Here is a 17,256-nt window from a genome sequence, read left to right as displayed (position 1 = left end):
GGACATCCCGCTTACGCTCATCATTCGGTCGAACCGCGCTTTTTGCGCATTAAATAACAGGGATACAAATGCCCGAGCATACAGCTGTCGACCAGCTTGGCTTTCGCCGCATAATTCGTCGCAACATAGCGTTGCCGATTGGCGCAGGCTTGACCACCGCCGCGGTGTTCGTCGCCCTTTTGTTCTATCTGTTGTCGGCCATGGACTGGCTAGACCATTCCGAGCGCGTAGTCGCCGACAGCAATGACCTGATCAAGATCGCAGTCGACCGCGAGTCCGGCATGCGGGGCTTCCTGATCACCGGCGACGATTCCTATCTCGCGCCTTATGAGCTCGGTCGCGCCAGTTTCACCGCGAAGCTGGCCACGCTGACCGATCTCGTCAGCGACAACACGCCGCAAATCGAGCGCCTGAAGCATATCGGCGCGCTGGAGGCGCAGTGGGACGGGATTGCTGAACAGCTCATCACCCTGCGGCGCACGAACCAGGATTTTCAAAGCGTCATGCGCACCGGCAAGGGGAAGCTCGAGTTCGACGACATGCGCCGTGAGTTCAACACCTTCATGGACGTCGAGCTGAACTTGCGCTGGGAACGGACGGCGACGGTCAGGCGCGTCACCATCATCGCAGTGGCGCTCTTCCTCGGCATCAGCCTTTCGCTTAGCTTTCTGCTCGCCGTGCTCGGCCGACGCGAGTTGACGAACCTGTCGGCGACTTACGACCGCGCGCTGCGGGCGCAGACCGAACACACTCAAACCCTGCAACAGCAAGCGTGGCTGCGCACCGGGCAAAGTCTGCTGGCGGAAAACGCTGCCGGACAACAGACCCTGCCGCAGCTCAGCCGTGCGATGCTCGAATTTCTCGCCCAGTACCTCGGTGTGGTGGTGGGAGCGCTGTATGTCCGCGATGAAACCGGGACGTTACGGCGGACCGCCGCCTACGGTTTCAGCCGCGAAAACGAAGAGCACCCGCAATCGTTCGAAGGCACTGAGACGCTGGTCGGACAAGCTGCCGCAGAGGGTCGGCTGATCGAAGTCGACAACATCCCGGACAACTATCTCAAGGTCACGTCGGGACTCGGAACCACCGCGCCGAAGAGCGTAGTCATGGCACCGATCGAGAACGGCGGTACGGTCAACGGCGTCGTGGAACTCGGGTTCATGAAGCCGGTATCTGCGCGGGACATCGAGTTCCTGAAGCTGATAGCAGGCAATATGGGAGCGGCGATTGAAGCGGCGCTGTATCGCCAGCGGCTTCAGGACACGCTCGAGGAAACGCAACGCCTCAACGAGGAAATGCAGCTTCAACAAGAAGAACTGCGCACCGCGAACGAGGAACTCGAAGAGCAGACCGCTGCGCTCGAAGAATCGCAAGTGGATCTCGGCAATCAGAAAACAGAACTCGAATCGATCAACGAGCAGCTCACTTTCCAGGCCCTGGCACTCGATCAAAAGAACGAGGAACTCAGCTATGCTCAAGCAGAACTGGAACAGCGCGCCGACGATCTGCAGCGTGCCAGCCAGTACAAGTCAGAATTCCTGGCAAACATGTCGCACGAGTTGCGCACGCCGCTTAATAGTTCGCTGATTCTTGCCAAACTGCTGTCGGAAAACCAGGGCGGAAATCTAAGCGCCGAGCAAGTCAAGTTCGCCAATACGATCTATTCAGCCGGCAACGATCTGCTCAACCTGATCAACGACATCCTCGACATCTCCAAGGTCGAAGCCGGCAAGCTAGAACTCGCGCCGGAAGATGTATCGATGCGCCGCCTGGTTGAATCGTTGAAGCGGACCTTCGAGCCGCTCGCGACCCAAAAGCAATTGAAATTCGTCGTTCATATGGCGTCGGATGTGCCGGCATCGATATTCACCGACTCACGGCGCCTGGAACAGATACTCAAGAACCTGCTGTCGAATGCAGTGAAGTTCACGGACGCGGGGACCATCGAACTCGCCTTGGGTCTCGATAGCGGCAATCGGGTGCGCTTTGCCGTAACAGACTCGGGTATCGGCATTGCACCGGAACACCAGCAGACGATTTTCGAAGCATTCCGTCAAGCCGATGGAACCACCAGCCGGCGCTATGGCGGCACGGGCCTCGGTCTGTCGATCTCACGCAATCTGGCAACGCTGCTTGGCGGCGCGATCCGCGTCAGCAGCACGCTCGGCGCGGGAAGCACGTTCGAGCTGATGCTGCCCACACACTGGACGGGTGCAAGCGAGCCGATTGGAAACGTCTCGGTATTGCGCAAACCGTTACGCGCACCGTTGTCGACTCCGGCCATCGTTGCACCGGCTCAGCCGCTGGCCTCCCGGACGCAAGACGTGGCAGCGTATGACGACGATCGCGCGAACTGGACGCCAGGCCGCCGGTCAGTGCTGGTGATTGAAGACGACCTGTCATTTGCGGGAATTCTGTTCCAGCTTGCGCATGAAATGCAGTACGGCTGCCTGGTCGCACAAACCGCCGCTGAAGCGCTGCAACTTGCCGCGCAGTACTTGCCCGATGCCATTCTCCTCGACATCGGCTTGCCGGACCGGTCAGGCCTCGCGCTGTTGCAGCAGTTGAAAGACGGCCCGCTCACCCGGCACATTCCTGTGCATGTCGTGTCGGCTGTTGATAGCAGCGAGGCCGCGCTGCATCTCGGCGCAATCGGCTATGCAATCAAGCCGACCACGCGCGAGCAACTGAAGGACATCTTCCACAAGCTGGAGGATAAATTCACGCAGAAGGTCAAGCGCGTGCTGCTGGTGGAAGACGACGCACGCCAGCGCGAAAGCATCGTGCAACTCATTGGGGACGGCGATATCGACATCACCGCGGTCGAGCTTGGTGAACAGGCGCTGGCGCTGCTGCGAACGACGATCTTCGACTGCATGATCATCGACCTGAAGCTGCCCGACATGCAGGGCGGCGAGTTGCTGCGGAAGATGTCGAGCGAGAGCATGTGCTCTTTCCCGCCGGTGATCGTTTATACCGGCCGCAACCTGACGCATGCGGAAGAAGCCGAGCTGCTGAAATATTCACGCTCGATCATCATCAAGGGCGCGCGCTCGCCTGAGCGGTTGCTGGATGAAGTAACCCTGTTCCTGCACAAGGTCGAGGCGAACCTGTCGTATGAACGACAAACCATGCTGAAGGCGGTGCGTAGCCGGGATCGTGCCTTCGAGGGGCGGCGCATCCTGCTGGTCGACGACGATATCCGCAACGTCTTCTCGTTAAGCAGCGCGCTCGAACATAAGGGCATGACAGTGGAAATCGCACGCAACGGGTTCGAAGCAATCACCCAGCTGAACGAAACGCCGGACATCGACCTGGTGCTGATGGACGTGATGATGCCCGGCATGGACGGACTCGAGGCCACGCGCCGGATTCGTACCGACCCTCGCTTCGCGAGCCTGCCGATCATCGCGATCACAGCGAAAGCGATGAAGGACGATCAGGAACAGACTCGTCTAGCGGGGATGACGGACTATCTCGCCAAGCCGATCGATCTTGACAGGCTCTATTCGCTGTTGCGGGTGTGGCTGCCGAGCCTCGAACGTATGCGAGGCTGAGGTGCTTGCGTAAGGGACGGGGCATCTATTGTTTTTATTGTGTCCCGGGCGCCTCCGGGTCCGTCTTGCGGGTTGGCCCCTCCGCAGTTGCATCCACGGCCGCGAGCGCGGCGTATATCGCTTCATGCCAGCGCAATCTGGCGCGTAATTTCTCAAGTCAGTGTCGAAGCTGGCTAGCGCCGCTTCATGATACGAATTTACCGTCAACTCATACTCGCGTTGCTTACCGTGCTCCTTTCGTCACGGACGATCGCTGAGCCAATGCGACTTCAGGATTACCTTGCCTTAGCAGGTCCCCCTCCTGACGCGCGTATTGCGTATGGCGCGGCACAGTCGCAATTTGTCGAGCTGTTCCGGCCGACCGGCGCGGGTCCCTACCCCGTGGTCGTATTAATTCACGGTGGATGCTGGGCGCACAAATATGGTGGTCTCACCCAGGTTGCCGCAATGGGCCGCACCTTGGCGAACGAAGGGATCGCCGTGTGGAGCATTGAATACCGAGGCGTGGATGAAGACGGCGGTGGTTTTCCCGGTACCTATGAGGACATCGCGGCCGCGTTGAACAAGCTAAGGGATCAGTCGGCCGCGCTTGATGTCGACTTGACTCGTCTTGTGGCCGTCGGTCATTCGGCAGGCGCACAACTCGCGCAGTGGGCGGCAGCCCGGCAGCGTATCAGCCCGGCAAGTCCTCTCTACACCGCAACACCATTGCCCGTTCCAGCCGTCATAGGCCTGGGCACCTTACCCGATTTGCACGACAGCCGATCTATAGAACGCGCGTGCGGACTCGCCCCCGTTGCGCTTACCGGTACGCCGCAACCCGGCCGGCAAGACGTGCTGGCCGATACGTCCCCCGCCGCAATGCTGCCATCTGAAGCACGCACCGTGCTGATCAACGGTGAGCTGGACACGGTCGCACCGCCTGATCTCGCAGCGCGCTATGCCCTCCTGGCACGTCGCGCGGGCAACGACGTGCAGACAATCGTTATTCCCGATGCAAGTCACTACGACGAAATGTCGACGACGTCGCCGGTGTGGCCAGTGCTACACGCCGAAATACTAAAGGCGCTCAACATCCGATAGCCGTCAGCCGATGCCAGCGCAAACGGAGTAAGGTTTCAGTCCGCAAAAGCGAGTTGTCACGCTTTCGCGTGCGGCGCGAGAGCGCGTCGCGCCCTCGCCAGCAATCGTTCACGGCCAAGGTCCGAAGCCTGGATCTGCGAAAACAGTTGTTCCGCATATCCCAGCTCTCGAAAGCGCTTCAACAGGGCCGCAGGCACCGTAGCATCGCCATTTATTGCTAGCTCAAGAAGCCAGTTAAGCTCGAACTCAGTGAGGTCGTTGCACATTGCTTACTCCCTAGCCGGGCAAAACTTGGCAAAGCACGACCTATCAGCAGTCGCGAGCGGATCTCTCGAGAAGTCAGTGTTTAATTCAAACGCCTCGAACGCCAGAAGATGACATTAGACGAGATACGTAGGACGGTAACGTTCAGATGCAGTGCGGCTGTCGATTTAATATCGCCGCTTTCCATTGGCTAAACCGCCTCGGCATGCGCGTGCTCGTGCAGTTGAGCCGGGATGACCACGCGTTCGAGGCCACCGTCGCTTAGCCACGCACGCGTTTGCACGGCAGCACGCTCGATCAGGCGATCGCACTGCGTATAGTCGTAAGGCGATACATCGAGCGGACACAAGGGTGGTACAACAAAGATCTCCACACGCGACGAATAGAACGCCAGATCACGCACAAGCTGCCGCGCGATGATAAGCGTCAACGCATGAATGGCCTGCGCGATCGCGTTGGCCGGCGGTTTCTGCAGCGCACAGGCGAAACCAGCCGGCAGCACGATGATGCGTGTCGCGCCGAGTCCGACGGCTACCGAGACCGGCGTATTGTTGGCTACGCCGCCATCGACGAGATCGACTCCGTTAACGCGTATTGGCGGAAACACGCCAGGAATTGCGGCGCTCGCAAGGACGGCATCGACCACCGGGCCTGACGAGAGGATGACCTCGTCGCCGCTCAGCATGTTGGTCGCGACAACGTGAAGCGGTATGGTCGCTTGCTCCACTCGCTCATAGGGCAAATTGTTTTCCAGCAGGAAGCGCAGCGCTGTCGCCTCGACGAGGTGAGAACGCCGACTCAGCATCATCTCGAACAGCGCAAACATGCTGAGTGGCATGATGTCCCGTCGTCTGATGCGACACCAAAGCGATTCAAGCTTGGCGACGCCATCGGCATTGGGCCGGCCGGCAAAATACGCCGCGTTGATGGCGCCCGCCGACGCGCCAATCACGCAATCCGGACGCACGCCCCGGTCGAGCAACTCGCGCAGCATGCCGACCTCGATCGCACCGAGGCTGCCGCCACCCGCGAATACGAAGGCGGTCAACCCCGATGAAACGGATAGAGGGGGATGATCAAAGGACATGTCTGCCGCTCCTGCGTGGCAATACCACATGCGATGTTCATGGATCGCCGACAGGCAACCCGGCCAATCAGCGTCGCCCCCGGCGTTGGGGTTACCGAAGCTGCCTCGTGCCGGGACACTGATATATTGCGCCCGAAGCGGCCTCGGTAAACCATTCCTCGACAGGGCTAGTGGCCCTTGAACAGCTCCAGCAGCTGGTTCTGCATCTGCATCATTTCGTGCTCGTGCTTCATTTCCATTTGAGCCATGGCTTCCTTGTGGTCCATCTCCATTTGCATCATTTTCTGCTGAATGGTGATGGCCTGAGTCCGTTGTTCGGGCGTCAGCTTCTCCATCATCATTTGATAGTCCTGTGGCATCAGATACATACCGGCGTGCCCAATTCCCTGAGCATGCGCGAGGCCTGTCGCCAGCGACAGCGGAAGCACTGCGCACAGGATGATTTTCCGAATCGTTTTCATCAGATCTCCAGTTTCATGTTGATAATACAAATATAAGGATGCCTACACAATTGACCTTCATTGATTCAATTTCAAACTGGTGTCATTCATACTGCTGGCCAGTCCTCGCGACCTCCCCTTCGTCTTGTAGTGATTGACCTGTTGCCGCGCCCCGCCCGTCGTTTAATGCCGCGTGAAATTCGGTGTTCCGCCCGGTCCATACGGATCGGGGTTGCCGAAACGTGAGATGGTGCCGTCCATGCGAGCGTGGGCCAATTCTGCACGCACTTGCTCGCGTGTTTTCGGACCTTGATTCGATGTCGCCGCCATTGCGTTTCCGTCCACAGGTTGCACGGATTGCGCGCTCGCCAGCGTCGACACACCAAGCGCCGCCACGGCCATGATCGTCATTAACTTGTTCAGTTTCATCATTGCTCTCCAAAAGGGTCATTTATCGACCGTTGACTTGCCGACGTGCCTGCCGGTCCAGGGGACGCTTGAGTACAGACGTTTCATAGGGTATTTCGCCCAATTGCCAGCAAGGGTTACAGTCCGCCCAAAAAGATGTGTAGTTAGACGTCGTGCGCTTGCGCGCGTTGTTGGCACTCGCGCCATTTCGCGGACGCACAACATTGCGGCCACCGTTGATAAAGTCATCGCCTTTCAGCTCAGCATTCGCTTAATCAGGTAGCTGTAGAAATTGCGCACGACACACATTTGCGCAAATACAAGGCGCATCGCCTGGACCTGGAGTGAACGATCGGACGGCGATAAGCAGGCAACTGAAAGCCCCCGTGCGCTGACGCCGGCGAGCTGATCTGGACGGCTGTAGCGCGCGTTGGCGCTGAACTGAAGAACGACCGCGAAGGCCCATAACAAGAATTTACAGTGTCGCGGTTCGCGGGGTGATATTGTCTTTGACGATGGCGGGCAGACGGCCGTCATCAACGTAAGACATGTCCCTCGTTGCCGTGCACTCCAAATGGGCGTAGGCGTCGACGAGGCTGAAAGAGGAAGAAGTGTCGCCGGTGGGAGATGCCGCTGAAGGTTCCACCCGCGACGTCCTTTGATATGCGTGAACGTGAAATACAGCGCGTTCACGTTCAATATATACGGTGATCGATATGGGATTTCTGGATGAGGTAGGTAAGGTTGCAGGCGCAATCGCGGCAGTGGAAGCAACGGACAAGGTCGATCCGGATGCTTCAATCCTGACGAAAGGGATTGCGGCCGTGGCCGGCTTTAAAGGCGCTGGCGCTCTTGAGTCGCTGGTAGAAAAGAAAGAGGACGAAGCCAGTCCGGATGACGCGGACAGTGCCGGAACACAGGCCTGATTTCCGGTCACGCCAGTCCAGCCGCTGTGAAAGGGGCAGGACTGGCGCCTGGCGTTCACTCGCCGCGCTGCGTCAAGCGGCGCTCAACATCGTGGCCGCCAATTCTTGCCGGCACTGGGCATGCCACGTGTACGCCTTAAAGCCGAAACACCTCCACAGCCTCGCTTAACGTTCTCGCCTGACTCTTGAGGGACTGTGCCGCGGCGGCGGCTTCCTCGACGAGCGCCGCGTTTTGCTGCGTGCTCTGGTCCATGGTTGCGACCGCCAGATTGACCTGCTCGATCCCCTTGCTTTGTTCGCCTGCCGCAGCGGATATCTCCGTCACGATCTGGCAGACGCGTTCGACCGCGCTCACCACACTGCCGATGGTCGTCCCTGCGCTTTCCACGAGCGTCGATCCAGCGTCGATATGCGCACTCGAATCCTGAATGAGCATCTTGATCTCCTGAGCTGCCGATGCGCTGCGCTGCGCGAGACTGCGTACCTCACCGGCCACGACCGCAAAACCCCGGCCCTGTTCGCCGGCACGCGCCGCTTCGACTGCCGCGTTGAGCGCCAGGATGTTCGTCTGGAAAGCGATGCCGTCAATCACACTTGTGATCTCCGAAATTTTCTTCGAATGAGCGGCAATGCCTTGCATCGTGGTCACTACATTGCTGACGACTGCGCCTCCCTTGACCGCCATTTCCGATGCTTGTGTCGCCATCTCTCTCGCTTGCCGGGCGCTCTCGAAGCTCGCTTTCGCTGTCGCCGTGATTTGCTCCATGCTGCTTGCCGTGGTTTCCAGCGACACCGCCTGTTGCTCAGTTCGAATGGAAAGGTCATTGTTGCCGCTGGCGATTTCCGTTGCGCCAACGTTGATCGATTCGGTGCTGGCGCGCACAGTCGTCACGGTCTCGACCAGCGATTGCTGCATCTGCTCGAGCGCGCGCAATAGCGCGCCCATCTCGTTGTCGCGGCCGATATCGACGGGATTCGTCAGGTCGCCCGCAGCGATCCGCTGAAACTGGCGAATCGCTCGCGCGACCGGTTTGACGATTGCGTTGAGCAATGCATGACGAGCAAATGTACCGATGACCACCGACGCGAACGCCGCCGCGGCGAGAAGCCAGAGCATCATGTGGAAGCGGTCTTGAGCGCTGGTATAGCGTGCCTTCTGGCGCTCGGTGAGAACCCGTTCCAGTGCAGCCACTTGCGCGCCGAAGGTATTAGCCAGCGCTTCCGTTTCAGCGCCCTGCAGCGACTTGTAGGCCGAGAAATCACTTTTACCGAGTGCGTCGAAAGAGGCTTCGAGACCGTCATGCAGATACTTCTGGCGCGCGGCGACAAAGCGACCGCGTAGGGCCGTTTCGGTATCGTCCGCCGATGCGGTTGCAAGGTATGCGCGCACTTCCTCGTCCGATTGACGCAGGTCGCTATGTGCACCTTCAAGCAACGCCGGCTGAACATCGCCTAGTCCATAGAGCGCTGCAAAGCTGCCCAGCGCGAGACGTGCATGCATCACGTGTTCATAGCTACTTTTGATTTGAAGAAGCGAGCGCGTGTCTTCCGTGTACATCTTTTCAATCGCGGCGTTACTGGTTTGAAGCGCGACGCCAGCCAATGCGCTGACCGCAATCAACAGCGCGGCAAAAACCGCCAAGACAAGCGTGATGCTGGTACGCAAGCTGATGTGACTAAATAGGCTTGCATATCCCGAAAGTTGGGATACGGTGGGTGCTTTTGATATTTTCATCCGATTGTCTCCGACTGGTCGTGTACCTTCTATCGAAGGTATATCGGCGGGTCGGAGGCAGGACTGGAGGGGTCTTTGATTAATAAATCAAAGCTGCCCAATTAGCGGGATTTAGCTTGATTTATGGGTCTTTCTTTAGCACCCGAATAGCCTTCAAGGACAGACTATGTCGTTGTCCAGATCGAAAATCGGTTATACGAATAGCCGATGCCCCTAACCCTTCGTTGCCCCAAACGTCAGCCCGGCAACGAAGTGCCGCTGCATCGCGAAGAACATCATGACCGACGGCAACGCGGCCAGTATCGATCCCGCCGAGACCAGGTTCCACGACGTCACCCACTGGCCCTTGAGCGCGGCAACGCCCACGGTAATGGGTGCAGCTTCGTCTCCCGTGGTGAGGCACAACGCCCAGAAATAGTCGTTCCATACGAACGTAAAGACCAGGATTGCCAATGCGGCTAGCGCCGGACGAATCAATGGCAAGACGATGCGAAAGAACACGGTCCACTCATTCGCGCCTTCAATGCGCGCGGCTTCGACCAATTCGAACGGCAACTGCTTGATGAAATTGCGCAGGAACAACGCGCAAAAACCGGTCTGAAACGAAACGTGAAACAGGATCAGCGCGCCGACAGTATTAAAGATGCCCATCTGCAACGACAGGTCTCGCACCGGGATCATCAGGATCTGGATAGGCACAAAGTTTCCCGCGACAAACGTGGCGAACAACGTGGTGTTACCCCGAAACGAATAGATCGCCAATGCAAAACCGGCCATGGAAGCCAGCACGATAGAGCCGACTACGGCCGGTACCGTAATCAGCACGCTGTTCCACAAGTAATGGAGCATAGGTGAAGTCGTCAGCGCATCGCTATAGTTGGCGATCAGCGAAAAGTGCCGTGGCCAACCCCAGTAATTGCCTTCGACGAGTTCATCGGAGGAACGAATGGACGTCACCATCACTGCTATCAGCGGCAGCAACCAGATCACGAGCGCGACCGGTAACGACAACTTGTAAAGCGCCCGGTTGACGGGCTTCCACTTGGCGACAGGCATTGGAAACATGGCGAGCTCCTGGCTTATTGCTCGGTGCGCAACATTCGGCGCAAGTGATAAACGATGTACACCATCATGATCGCGAACAGCACCACGGCGATCGCTGCGGAATAGCCGATGCGGTAATACTTGATCGCTTGGTCGTACATGTAATAAGCGAGCACGGTCGAGCTTTCGAACGGACCGCCGCCACTCATGACGGAGATCAGGTCGAAGCTGCGCAATGCACCGATGATAGTCACAACAATCGCCATGAAGGTAGTTGGACGAAGCTGCGGCAGGACGACGTGCCAAAGCATGGTCCAGCCCTTCGCGCCTTCCATGCGGGCGGCTTCTATCTGCTCGGAATTAAGCGATGTCAGTCCGGTCAGGTACAGGATCATGCAGTAGGCAGTCTGGGGCCAAAGCGCGGCGAAGATGATCCCGAAGGTCACGTAATGCGGATCTCCCAGCACCGGCACGCCGTGTCCGAGAATCAACTTCAGCAAGCCGAAGGTCGGGTCGTAGAACCAGCTGAACATCAAGCCGACCACCACGCCGGACAACACGAACGGCGCGAAGAACAGCGACTTCACCATGCGAATGCCTCTTACCGCCTGGTTCAGGTACAACGCGACGGCGAGACCCATCGGGGGGGCCAGCAAGAACAGGATCAGCCACAAGACATTGTTCTTCAGCGCGGTATAGAAGGTGGGCGCGTGGAAGAGTTCGACGTAGTTATCGAAGCCTATGAAGGTCTTCTCCGTCATCCCGTCCCAGTTGTAAAAGCTGAGCCGAAGGCTGGAGAAGATCGGCCAGATCACGTAGATCGCGACCATGATGCAGGCCGGCGCGAGGAACAGGAACGCCGCCAGCCGCTGCTGGCGTGCAGTGGCCGACATCCTTCTGCGGCGCTTTGTTTTTATCGCCGGAACGCTGAGGGTTTCGGACATGACGTGCTCTCCTGATCCTTGTGCTCATTACCAGGGCGGCGCGCGATGGTCGCAAGCCGCCCTCGTCACACTACTTCTTGTAGATACGCTTGCGTGTAGCTTCGAGCTGCGCCAGGATCGAGTCCAGCTGGGTCGGATCGGACACGAACTGCTGCATGCCCTTCATGCCTTCGTCAGCCATCTCCTTCGTCATGTCGCGGTCGTAGAACTGAGCAATGCCACCCTTCGTCTGCGAGAGGATCTGGAAGCCGATCTTCGAAATGGGATCATCCGGTTCCGGCGACTTGCTGTTGGCCGGCAACGACCCCAATCCCTTCGCCAGTTGCGCGCTGATATCCGGCGTTTCCGCGAAGGCCAGGAACGTGTGTGCGTCCGCCTTGTTCTTCGCCTTCGACGGAATATGCAACGACTCCACCGGACCATCTTCAGCTGTCGGCACATTGCTGTCGATGATCGGGAACTGGAAGAAGCCCATCTGCGGCTTGATGTTCTCCGGGAATCCGCCGGTAATGAACGTGCCCATCAGCATCATGGCCGCCTTGCCCTGGAACAAGAACGGCTGCACTGCATCAAGGTCGTAGGACAGCGAGTTGTCGATGAACACCTTGTCGTCGATCAAGCCCTTCCACGTTGTATAAACCTTCTTCACGCGCGGGTCCGTGTAGGCGATGTCGCCCGCCATCAGCTTCTGATGAAACGCGTTGCCGTTGATGCGCAGGTCGAGGTAATCGAACCAGCCGGCAAGTGTCCACGCATCCCGTCCTGCCACTGCAACCGGCGCAATGCCCGCGGCTTTCAGTTTCTTGCAGTCTTCCAGGAATTCAGGCCATGTCTTCGGCTCCGCGGTAATGCCCACCTTCTGGAACAGGTCCTTCCGGTAGAACATGCCCCACGCGTAATACACGGTCGGTGCCGAATATTGCTTGCCGTTGTACGTGGATGATTCTTTCGTCGACGCGTACATCGCGTTCCAGCCGTTCTTGTTCCAGTCAGGCGTCAGGTCTTCGAACAGGCCGCGCTTCGCGTAGTACGCCATGCGCTCGCCGTTGTGCCAGTTGACAATATCGGGCGCGACGGTTGTGAGCCAGCCGGGCAATTGCACCTTGTAGGCTTCTTCATCGACGAAGGTCACCTTCACGTCAATATCCGGATGCGCTTTCTTAAAGGCATCGAAGGTCTGTTGCCAGACCGCGCGCTGGCTTGCCCCTTTGAACGCGATATTCGCGGTCAAGGTCCCCGCCTGCGCAATGCTGGTCGTGGCCAAAACGACGGCCAGCGCCGCACCGGTCAGTCCGTGGCGAATCAAGGTTTTCATGCGTGTCTCCTCATCGATGAGTGTTGTCTGCTTAGCTATGCTCTATAAATTGCGACGCCCTGCGGTTCTACTTCCTCCTGCCCCACTATGAAGCTGGCGGCCGCCGGAATCTTGTACGGCGTCGCGTTGTAGTTGAAGACGTAAGTCAAGCCACCGCGTCGGCTGATCCGTATGCCGTCGGGCAGTGGTGCGGCTTCGATACCGGCTGCTTTCGCCACGTTCAGGAAGATGTCCTGTGTCAGCGTTTCATCGAAGAGACTGGCGAGATAGAGTACGGAACCGCTGCGTACGATAGCAGGGTGCCCATCGGCGAACGTCGCTTCAATCTGCGCACCATCGCTCGTCTCGATGAAGTCGCGCCAGTGCCGCGCCTCACCGCGTTGGTCCACTTTTTCGGTCACGTTCGGCCGCATTGATTCAACGCGCCACACGCGGATGGGGATCAGTTTGGCGATGTCCTCGCCCGGCGGCAACGCCGCGGGAATCGTCAGGTTGACCGTCTTCGACCCCGTACGCGGTCCAAGCACCACTTGTGCACGGCTTGCCGCGAGCCTGTCGGCAAAATCGGCGGGTACCACCGGCAGCGGCGGCACGACGATCATCTTGTATCCATCCAGCGGAGCATCCACCGGAATCACATCGACATCCAGCCCAAGGCTGCGCAATGCACTGTAGTACTCGAACGCAAAACGCGGATAGTGAAAATCAGCACCTTGCGGATGAATCTCGAACAACCATTTTGCTTCGTAATCCCAAACAAGCGCGACTTTGGTGGATACCTTAGATTCACCATCTGCCTCCAGCACCTGCTCAATTTCTTTCGCCACGACCGACGCTTCCGCGCCGCCCATATCGAGCCGGTTATCCGGCGTGTTCAAACCCGCGTGCATCTGTTCCTGTGCGAACGGCGCCTGCCGCCAGCGAAAATACGATACGCATCCAGCGCCATGCGCAAACGCTTCCCAACTCCAGAGACGCACCATGCCCGGCAGCGGCGCGGGATTCCAATGCGCCCAGTTCACCGGACCCGGCTGCTGCTCCATGACCCAGAACGGCAACTTCGACATACCGCGATACACATCGTGATTAAACGATGCGAAGTCGGGATGACCCGTACGCAGCCACTTCGACTTGATCGATGGATCAAACCACTGCTCCTCCAGCGCGCCGAGCGGATAACTGTCCCATGTCGCGATATCCAGGTCGGCCGCGACCTTGTAGTGATCGAACTCGGTGAATAGCTGCATGAAGTTGTGCGCGACTGGCCGCTGCGGCGAATGCGCGCGAATGATCTCGGTCTGCATGCGGTTGTAGCGCACGACTTCATCCGAGGCGAAACGGCGGTAGTCCAGGCGATGCGTCGGATGGGCTTCCGTCACGGTGCCAACGGGCAGGTCGATTTCGTCGAAGCTACGGAACTCCATGCTCCAGAAGACCGTGCCCCACGCAGTATTAAGCGCGTCGATGGTGCCATAGCGATGCTCCAGCCATCCTCGAAAACGCTGCAACGCGGCGGGCGAATAGCTGACCACGGTGTTATGGCAGCCAAACTCATTGTCTGTTTGCCAGAACGCGACGGCGGGATGTTTGCCATAACGCTCGGCCACAGCCGTGCAAATCTTCTGCGATGCCTCGAAGTACGAAGGCGATGAAAAATCGTAATGGCGGCGCGAGCCGAACGCACGCGGGCGGCCATCGGCGCCAATAGGCAGGATGTCTGGATGACGATCGATCAGCCACTTCGGCGGTGTCGCGGTCGGTGTGCACATGACGACCTTCAGGCCCGCGTTAGCGAGCACATCGATTGCGCGATCCAGCCAGTCCCAGTTGTATTCGCCTGGCGACGGTTCGATCCGGCTCCACGCGAACTCCGCAATCCGGACGCGGTCAATACCCAGCGCCTTCATGCGCGCCGCATCGTCTTTCCACATCGATTCGGGCCAGTGTTCCGGGTAATAGCAGACTCCAAGACGCATACGGTGCGCTCCTACGCAAATTGTTGAATGGCAGCCGATGTGACGGCGAAACCGTCCTCGGTAAACAGATGACAGGACGCAGGCGGTACGTTAAAGGCCACGCTCTCGCCTTGCCGTGGTGTCTTGTCGCCCGGCGCCTTGGCTATAAGCACCGCGCCACCCGGTTGATCGAGATGCAGATAACTGTGCTCGCCGAGTTGCTCGACCAGCGACACGGTGCGGCTGATTTGCTGAGTCGATCCATCGTTTGCGGCCGGCTCAAGATGCTCGGGACGAATGCCCAGCGTGACGGCCTGATCGGGCCGCAAGGCCTCACCGTTAGCGTGAACCTGCACTCGCTCGTTCGTTCCATCAAGGACGATCGACACGCTTTCCGCGCTGCCCAATACCACTCGCGCGGGCAGGAAGTTCATTCTCGGCGAGCCGATAAACCCCGCGACAAAGCGGCTCCTCGGCCGGTGATATAACTCGAGCGGTGCACCCACCTGCGCAATGCTGCCGTACTTGGTCGTGTCCGCGCCGGCATGCAGCAGGACAATCTTGTCCGCGAGCGTCATGGCTTCAATCTGGTCGTGAGTCACGTAGACAACACTGGCGGTATTGAACTGCTTATGCAGACGCGCGATCTCGACCCGCGTTTGACCGCGCAAGGTTGCGTCGAGATTGGAGAGCGGTTCGTCGAAGAGAAACACGCTCGGACTCCGAACGATTGCCCGGCCGATCGCCACACGTTGCCGTTGGCCACCGGACAACTCCTTCGGCCTGCGTTCGAGCAACGCTTCGAGTTGGAGCACGCGCGCGGCCTCCTTCACTTTCTGGTCGATCACGTCCTTAGGTGTCTTCGCGAGCGTCAGGCCGAACGCCATGTTCTGATAGACGGTCATGTGCGGAAAGAGCGCGTAGCTCTGGAACACCATCGCGACGCCGCGCTGGGCAGCTGGCACTTCGTTGACGAGTTTGCCGTCGATATACAGGTCGCCGTCCGTGATGTCTTCCAGACCCGCGATCATGCGCAGCAAGGTGGATTTACCACATCCGGAAGGGCCGAGGAATACGCAGAATTCGTGCTCGCCGATCTCCAGATCGACATCGCGAATCACGAGTGCGTGATCGCCGTACGCTTTTTGAACCGATCGTAACGAGATGCTCGCCATGCCAACGTCTCCGTGTTTTACCGGGGAGACAACGATAGGTTAAGCGCTTAACCTTCTGCCTGTGAAAAACGATCCGCGTTCGGGATCGCTTCGACTGGCTGTCTCCGTCCTATGTTTTTTAACTGCCTTGGGTCTCAAATCTAGCGGTGCCAGCCGATTTATACAAATGCCGGGAAGCCATCCCAAAATATGGACAGTCACAGACATAGTTGGACGAAGGCACCACCCTAGCGACAGTTCACCGAACTTAGCCGATGTTGAACCCGCGTTAACCCTTGCTTCGAGATTCGATGACTACTTTAGCCGAGGTCGCCTTACGCGCCGGAGTCACGTCGGCGACTGTTTCCAATGTGCTGCGCAATCGCGGCAAGGTGGGCGCCGCGACACGCCAGCGGGTACTCGATGCGGTGGAGGCGCTGGGCTACCGGCCGCACTTGACAGCGCGGGCTCTGGCGGAAGGCAGCGCACCGACCCTTGCGCTGATGGTGACCAGTATCGCGAACCCGTTTTATCCGGAGTTCGCGCTGGCGGCAGAACGGGCTGCACGCAAGAACGGGCGTTTTTTGATCGTATGCAATACTAACGAAGATCCAGTGATCAGCCGCGCGTACCTGGACCAGATTGCGGGAACCTTGTCGGAAGGCGTGCTGGTGATGAACTCCCGAATCGCGTTCGACGATCTCCACACCACACGCGCACGCGGCACGCCGGTCGTGTTGTGCATGTGGGAACGCCCGGAGGTCTCGCCGGGATTGCCTTGTGTAGCGGTCGATTTCTTTGCAGCGGGTGCACTGGCCGCGCAGCATCTTCTGGACCTCGGACATACGCGGATTGGCGCAATCATCGGGAGTCAGCCGGACGGTGTGCAGGCAGCGCGATACGCCGGCTTTTGTCACACACTGAAGGCTGCGGGCGTGGCGCATCCGGCGCAGGAGGCACGTTTTACCCGTGACGCCGTCCAGGGAGGCTACGAGGCCGCGTGCGAATTGCTGACGGAACACGACGACCTGACCGCCATCTTCGCGACCAACGACTTACCTGCGTTAGGCGCGATGCATGCGGCCGCGGATCGGGGCATGCGCATTCCCGACGACTTGTCAGTGATTGGGATTACTGATATTCAACTGGCACGCGAATCGCGACCGGGGTTATCGACGGTCGCGGTCCCTACCGATGCCGCCGCTGCCATGGCCGTGGAGTTGTTGGAGGCGTTGATCGAAAGCGGTGGCCACTGCGAGACACCCATGCGCGTAGCGCCCCCGCCCGTGCTGGTGCAAAGAGCATCGACGGGACGGGTGCGTGGTTGAAGCGTTATTGAAGCGC

Annotated in this window: 14 protein-coding genes; 4 read left to right on the top strand and 10 right to left on the bottom strand. The window is 58.8% G+C overall.

Translation table 11 applies throughout. The features are described from left to right. Positions 1 to 68 precede the first annotated feature (68 nt). Positions 69 to 3,557 (top strand): response regulator, encoded by a 3,489-nt coding sequence (locus SBC1_RS23435; protein WP_165095240.1) that lies wholly within the window; start codon positions 69 to 71, stop codon positions 3,555 to 3,557. A 261-nt stretch (positions 3,558 to 3,818) separates the two neighbouring features. Continuing rightward, positions 3,819 to 4,640: a S9 family peptidase gene (locus SBC1_RS23430; RefSeq protein ID WP_165095243.1), complete on the top strand. Its 822-nt coding sequence runs from the start codon at positions 3,819 to 3,821 to the stop codon at positions 4,638 to 4,640. 56 nt (positions 4,641 to 4,696) lie between these two features. Here the strand turns inward: SBC1_RS23430 and SBC1_RS23425 are convergent, their stop codons facing one another. The 4 genes from SBC1_RS23425 to SBC1_RS23410 all read right to left on the bottom strand — a co-directional run bounded on the left by SBC1_RS23425 (position 4,697) and on the right by SBC1_RS23410 (position 6,863). After that, positions 4,697 to 4,906 (bottom strand): hypothetical protein, encoded by a 210-nt coding sequence (locus tag SBC1_RS23425; protein ID WP_165095247.1) that lies wholly within the window; start codon positions 4,904 to 4,906, stop codon positions 4,697 to 4,699. A 188-nt stretch (positions 4,907 to 5,094) separates the two neighbouring features. Beyond that, positions 5,095 to 5,991, bottom strand: coding sequence for a patatin-like phospholipase family protein (locus SBC1_RS23420; RefSeq protein ID WP_165095250.1), 897 nt, complete (start codon positions 5,989 to 5,991; stop codon positions 5,095 to 5,097). Between the two features lie 167 nt (positions 5,992 to 6,158). Further along, positions 6,159 to 6,452, bottom strand: a complete 294-nt coding sequence (locus tag SBC1_RS23415) for a hypothetical protein (protein WP_165095254.1) — start codon at positions 6,450 to 6,452, stop codon at positions 6,159 to 6,161. Between the two features lie 162 nt (positions 6,453 to 6,614). After that, positions 6,615 to 6,863, bottom strand: coding sequence for a DUF4148 domain-containing protein (locus SBC1_RS23410; RefSeq protein WP_165095257.1), 249 nt, complete (start codon positions 6,861 to 6,863; stop codon positions 6,615 to 6,617). Between the two features lie 692 nt (positions 6,864 to 7,555). On the opposite strand from SBC1_RS23410, the gene SBC1_RS23405 reads away from it, so the two are divergent. Then, positions 7,556 to 7,765, top strand: a complete 210-nt coding sequence (locus tag SBC1_RS23405; protein WP_158937921.1) for a hypothetical protein — start codon at positions 7,556 to 7,558, stop codon at positions 7,763 to 7,765. A gap of 136 nt (positions 7,766 to 7,901) precedes the next feature. Here SBC1_RS23405 and SBC1_RS40460 read toward each other — a convergent pair whose 3' ends face one another. The 6 genes from SBC1_RS40460 to SBC1_RS23375 all read right to left on the bottom strand — a co-directional run bounded on the left by SBC1_RS40460 (position 7,902) and on the right by SBC1_RS23375 (position 15,933). Continuing rightward, positions 7,902 to 9,500, bottom strand: coding sequence for a methyl-accepting chemotaxis protein (locus tag SBC1_RS40460; protein ID WP_165095261.1), 1,599 nt, complete (start codon positions 9,498 to 9,500; stop codon positions 7,902 to 7,904). Positions 9,501 to 9,713: 213 nt separating this feature from the next. Then, on the bottom strand, positions 9,714 to 10,565 hold the full coding sequence (locus SBC1_RS23395) for a carbohydrate ABC transporter permease (protein WP_165095264.1): 852 nt from the start codon (positions 10,563 to 10,565) through the stop codon (positions 9,714 to 9,716). A 14-nt stretch (positions 10,566 to 10,579) separates the two neighbouring features. After that, entirely contained in the window at positions 10,580 to 11,488 is a 909-nt protein-coding gene (locus tag SBC1_RS23390; RefSeq protein WP_165095269.1) for a carbohydrate ABC transporter permease, read from the bottom strand. Positions 11,489 to 11,558: 70 nt separating this feature from the next. Continuing rightward, positions 11,559 to 12,803 (bottom strand): ABC transporter substrate-binding protein, encoded by a 1,245-nt coding sequence (locus SBC1_RS23385; protein WP_165095273.1) that lies wholly within the window; start codon positions 12,801 to 12,803, stop codon positions 11,559 to 11,561. 35 nt (positions 12,804 to 12,838) lie between these two features. Next, positions 12,839 to 14,779, bottom strand: a complete 1,941-nt coding sequence (locus SBC1_RS23380) for a beta-galactosidase (RefSeq protein ID WP_165095277.1) — start codon at positions 14,777 to 14,779, stop codon at positions 12,839 to 12,841. Between the two features lie 11 nt (positions 14,780 to 14,790). Then, entirely contained in the window at positions 14,791 to 15,933 is a 1,143-nt protein-coding gene (locus SBC1_RS23375; protein ID WP_165095281.1) for an ABC transporter ATP-binding protein, read from the bottom strand. A 290-nt stretch (positions 15,934 to 16,223) separates the two neighbouring features. Between SBC1_RS23375 and SBC1_RS23370 the strand changes: the two genes are divergently transcribed. Continuing rightward, positions 16,224 to 17,240 (top strand): LacI family DNA-binding transcriptional regulator, encoded by a 1,017-nt coding sequence (locus SBC1_RS23370; protein ID WP_165095285.1) that lies wholly within the window; start codon positions 16,224 to 16,226, stop codon positions 17,238 to 17,240. The last annotated feature ends 16 nt before the right edge of the window (positions 17,241 to 17,256 follow it).

The sequence above is a fragment of the Caballeronia sp. SBC1 genome, assembly GCF_011493005.1.
Classification (GTDB): domain Bacteria; phylum Pseudomonadota; class Gammaproteobacteria; order Burkholderiales; family Burkholderiaceae; genus Caballeronia.
This window is presented reverse-complemented; position numbering and strand designations above follow the sequence as displayed.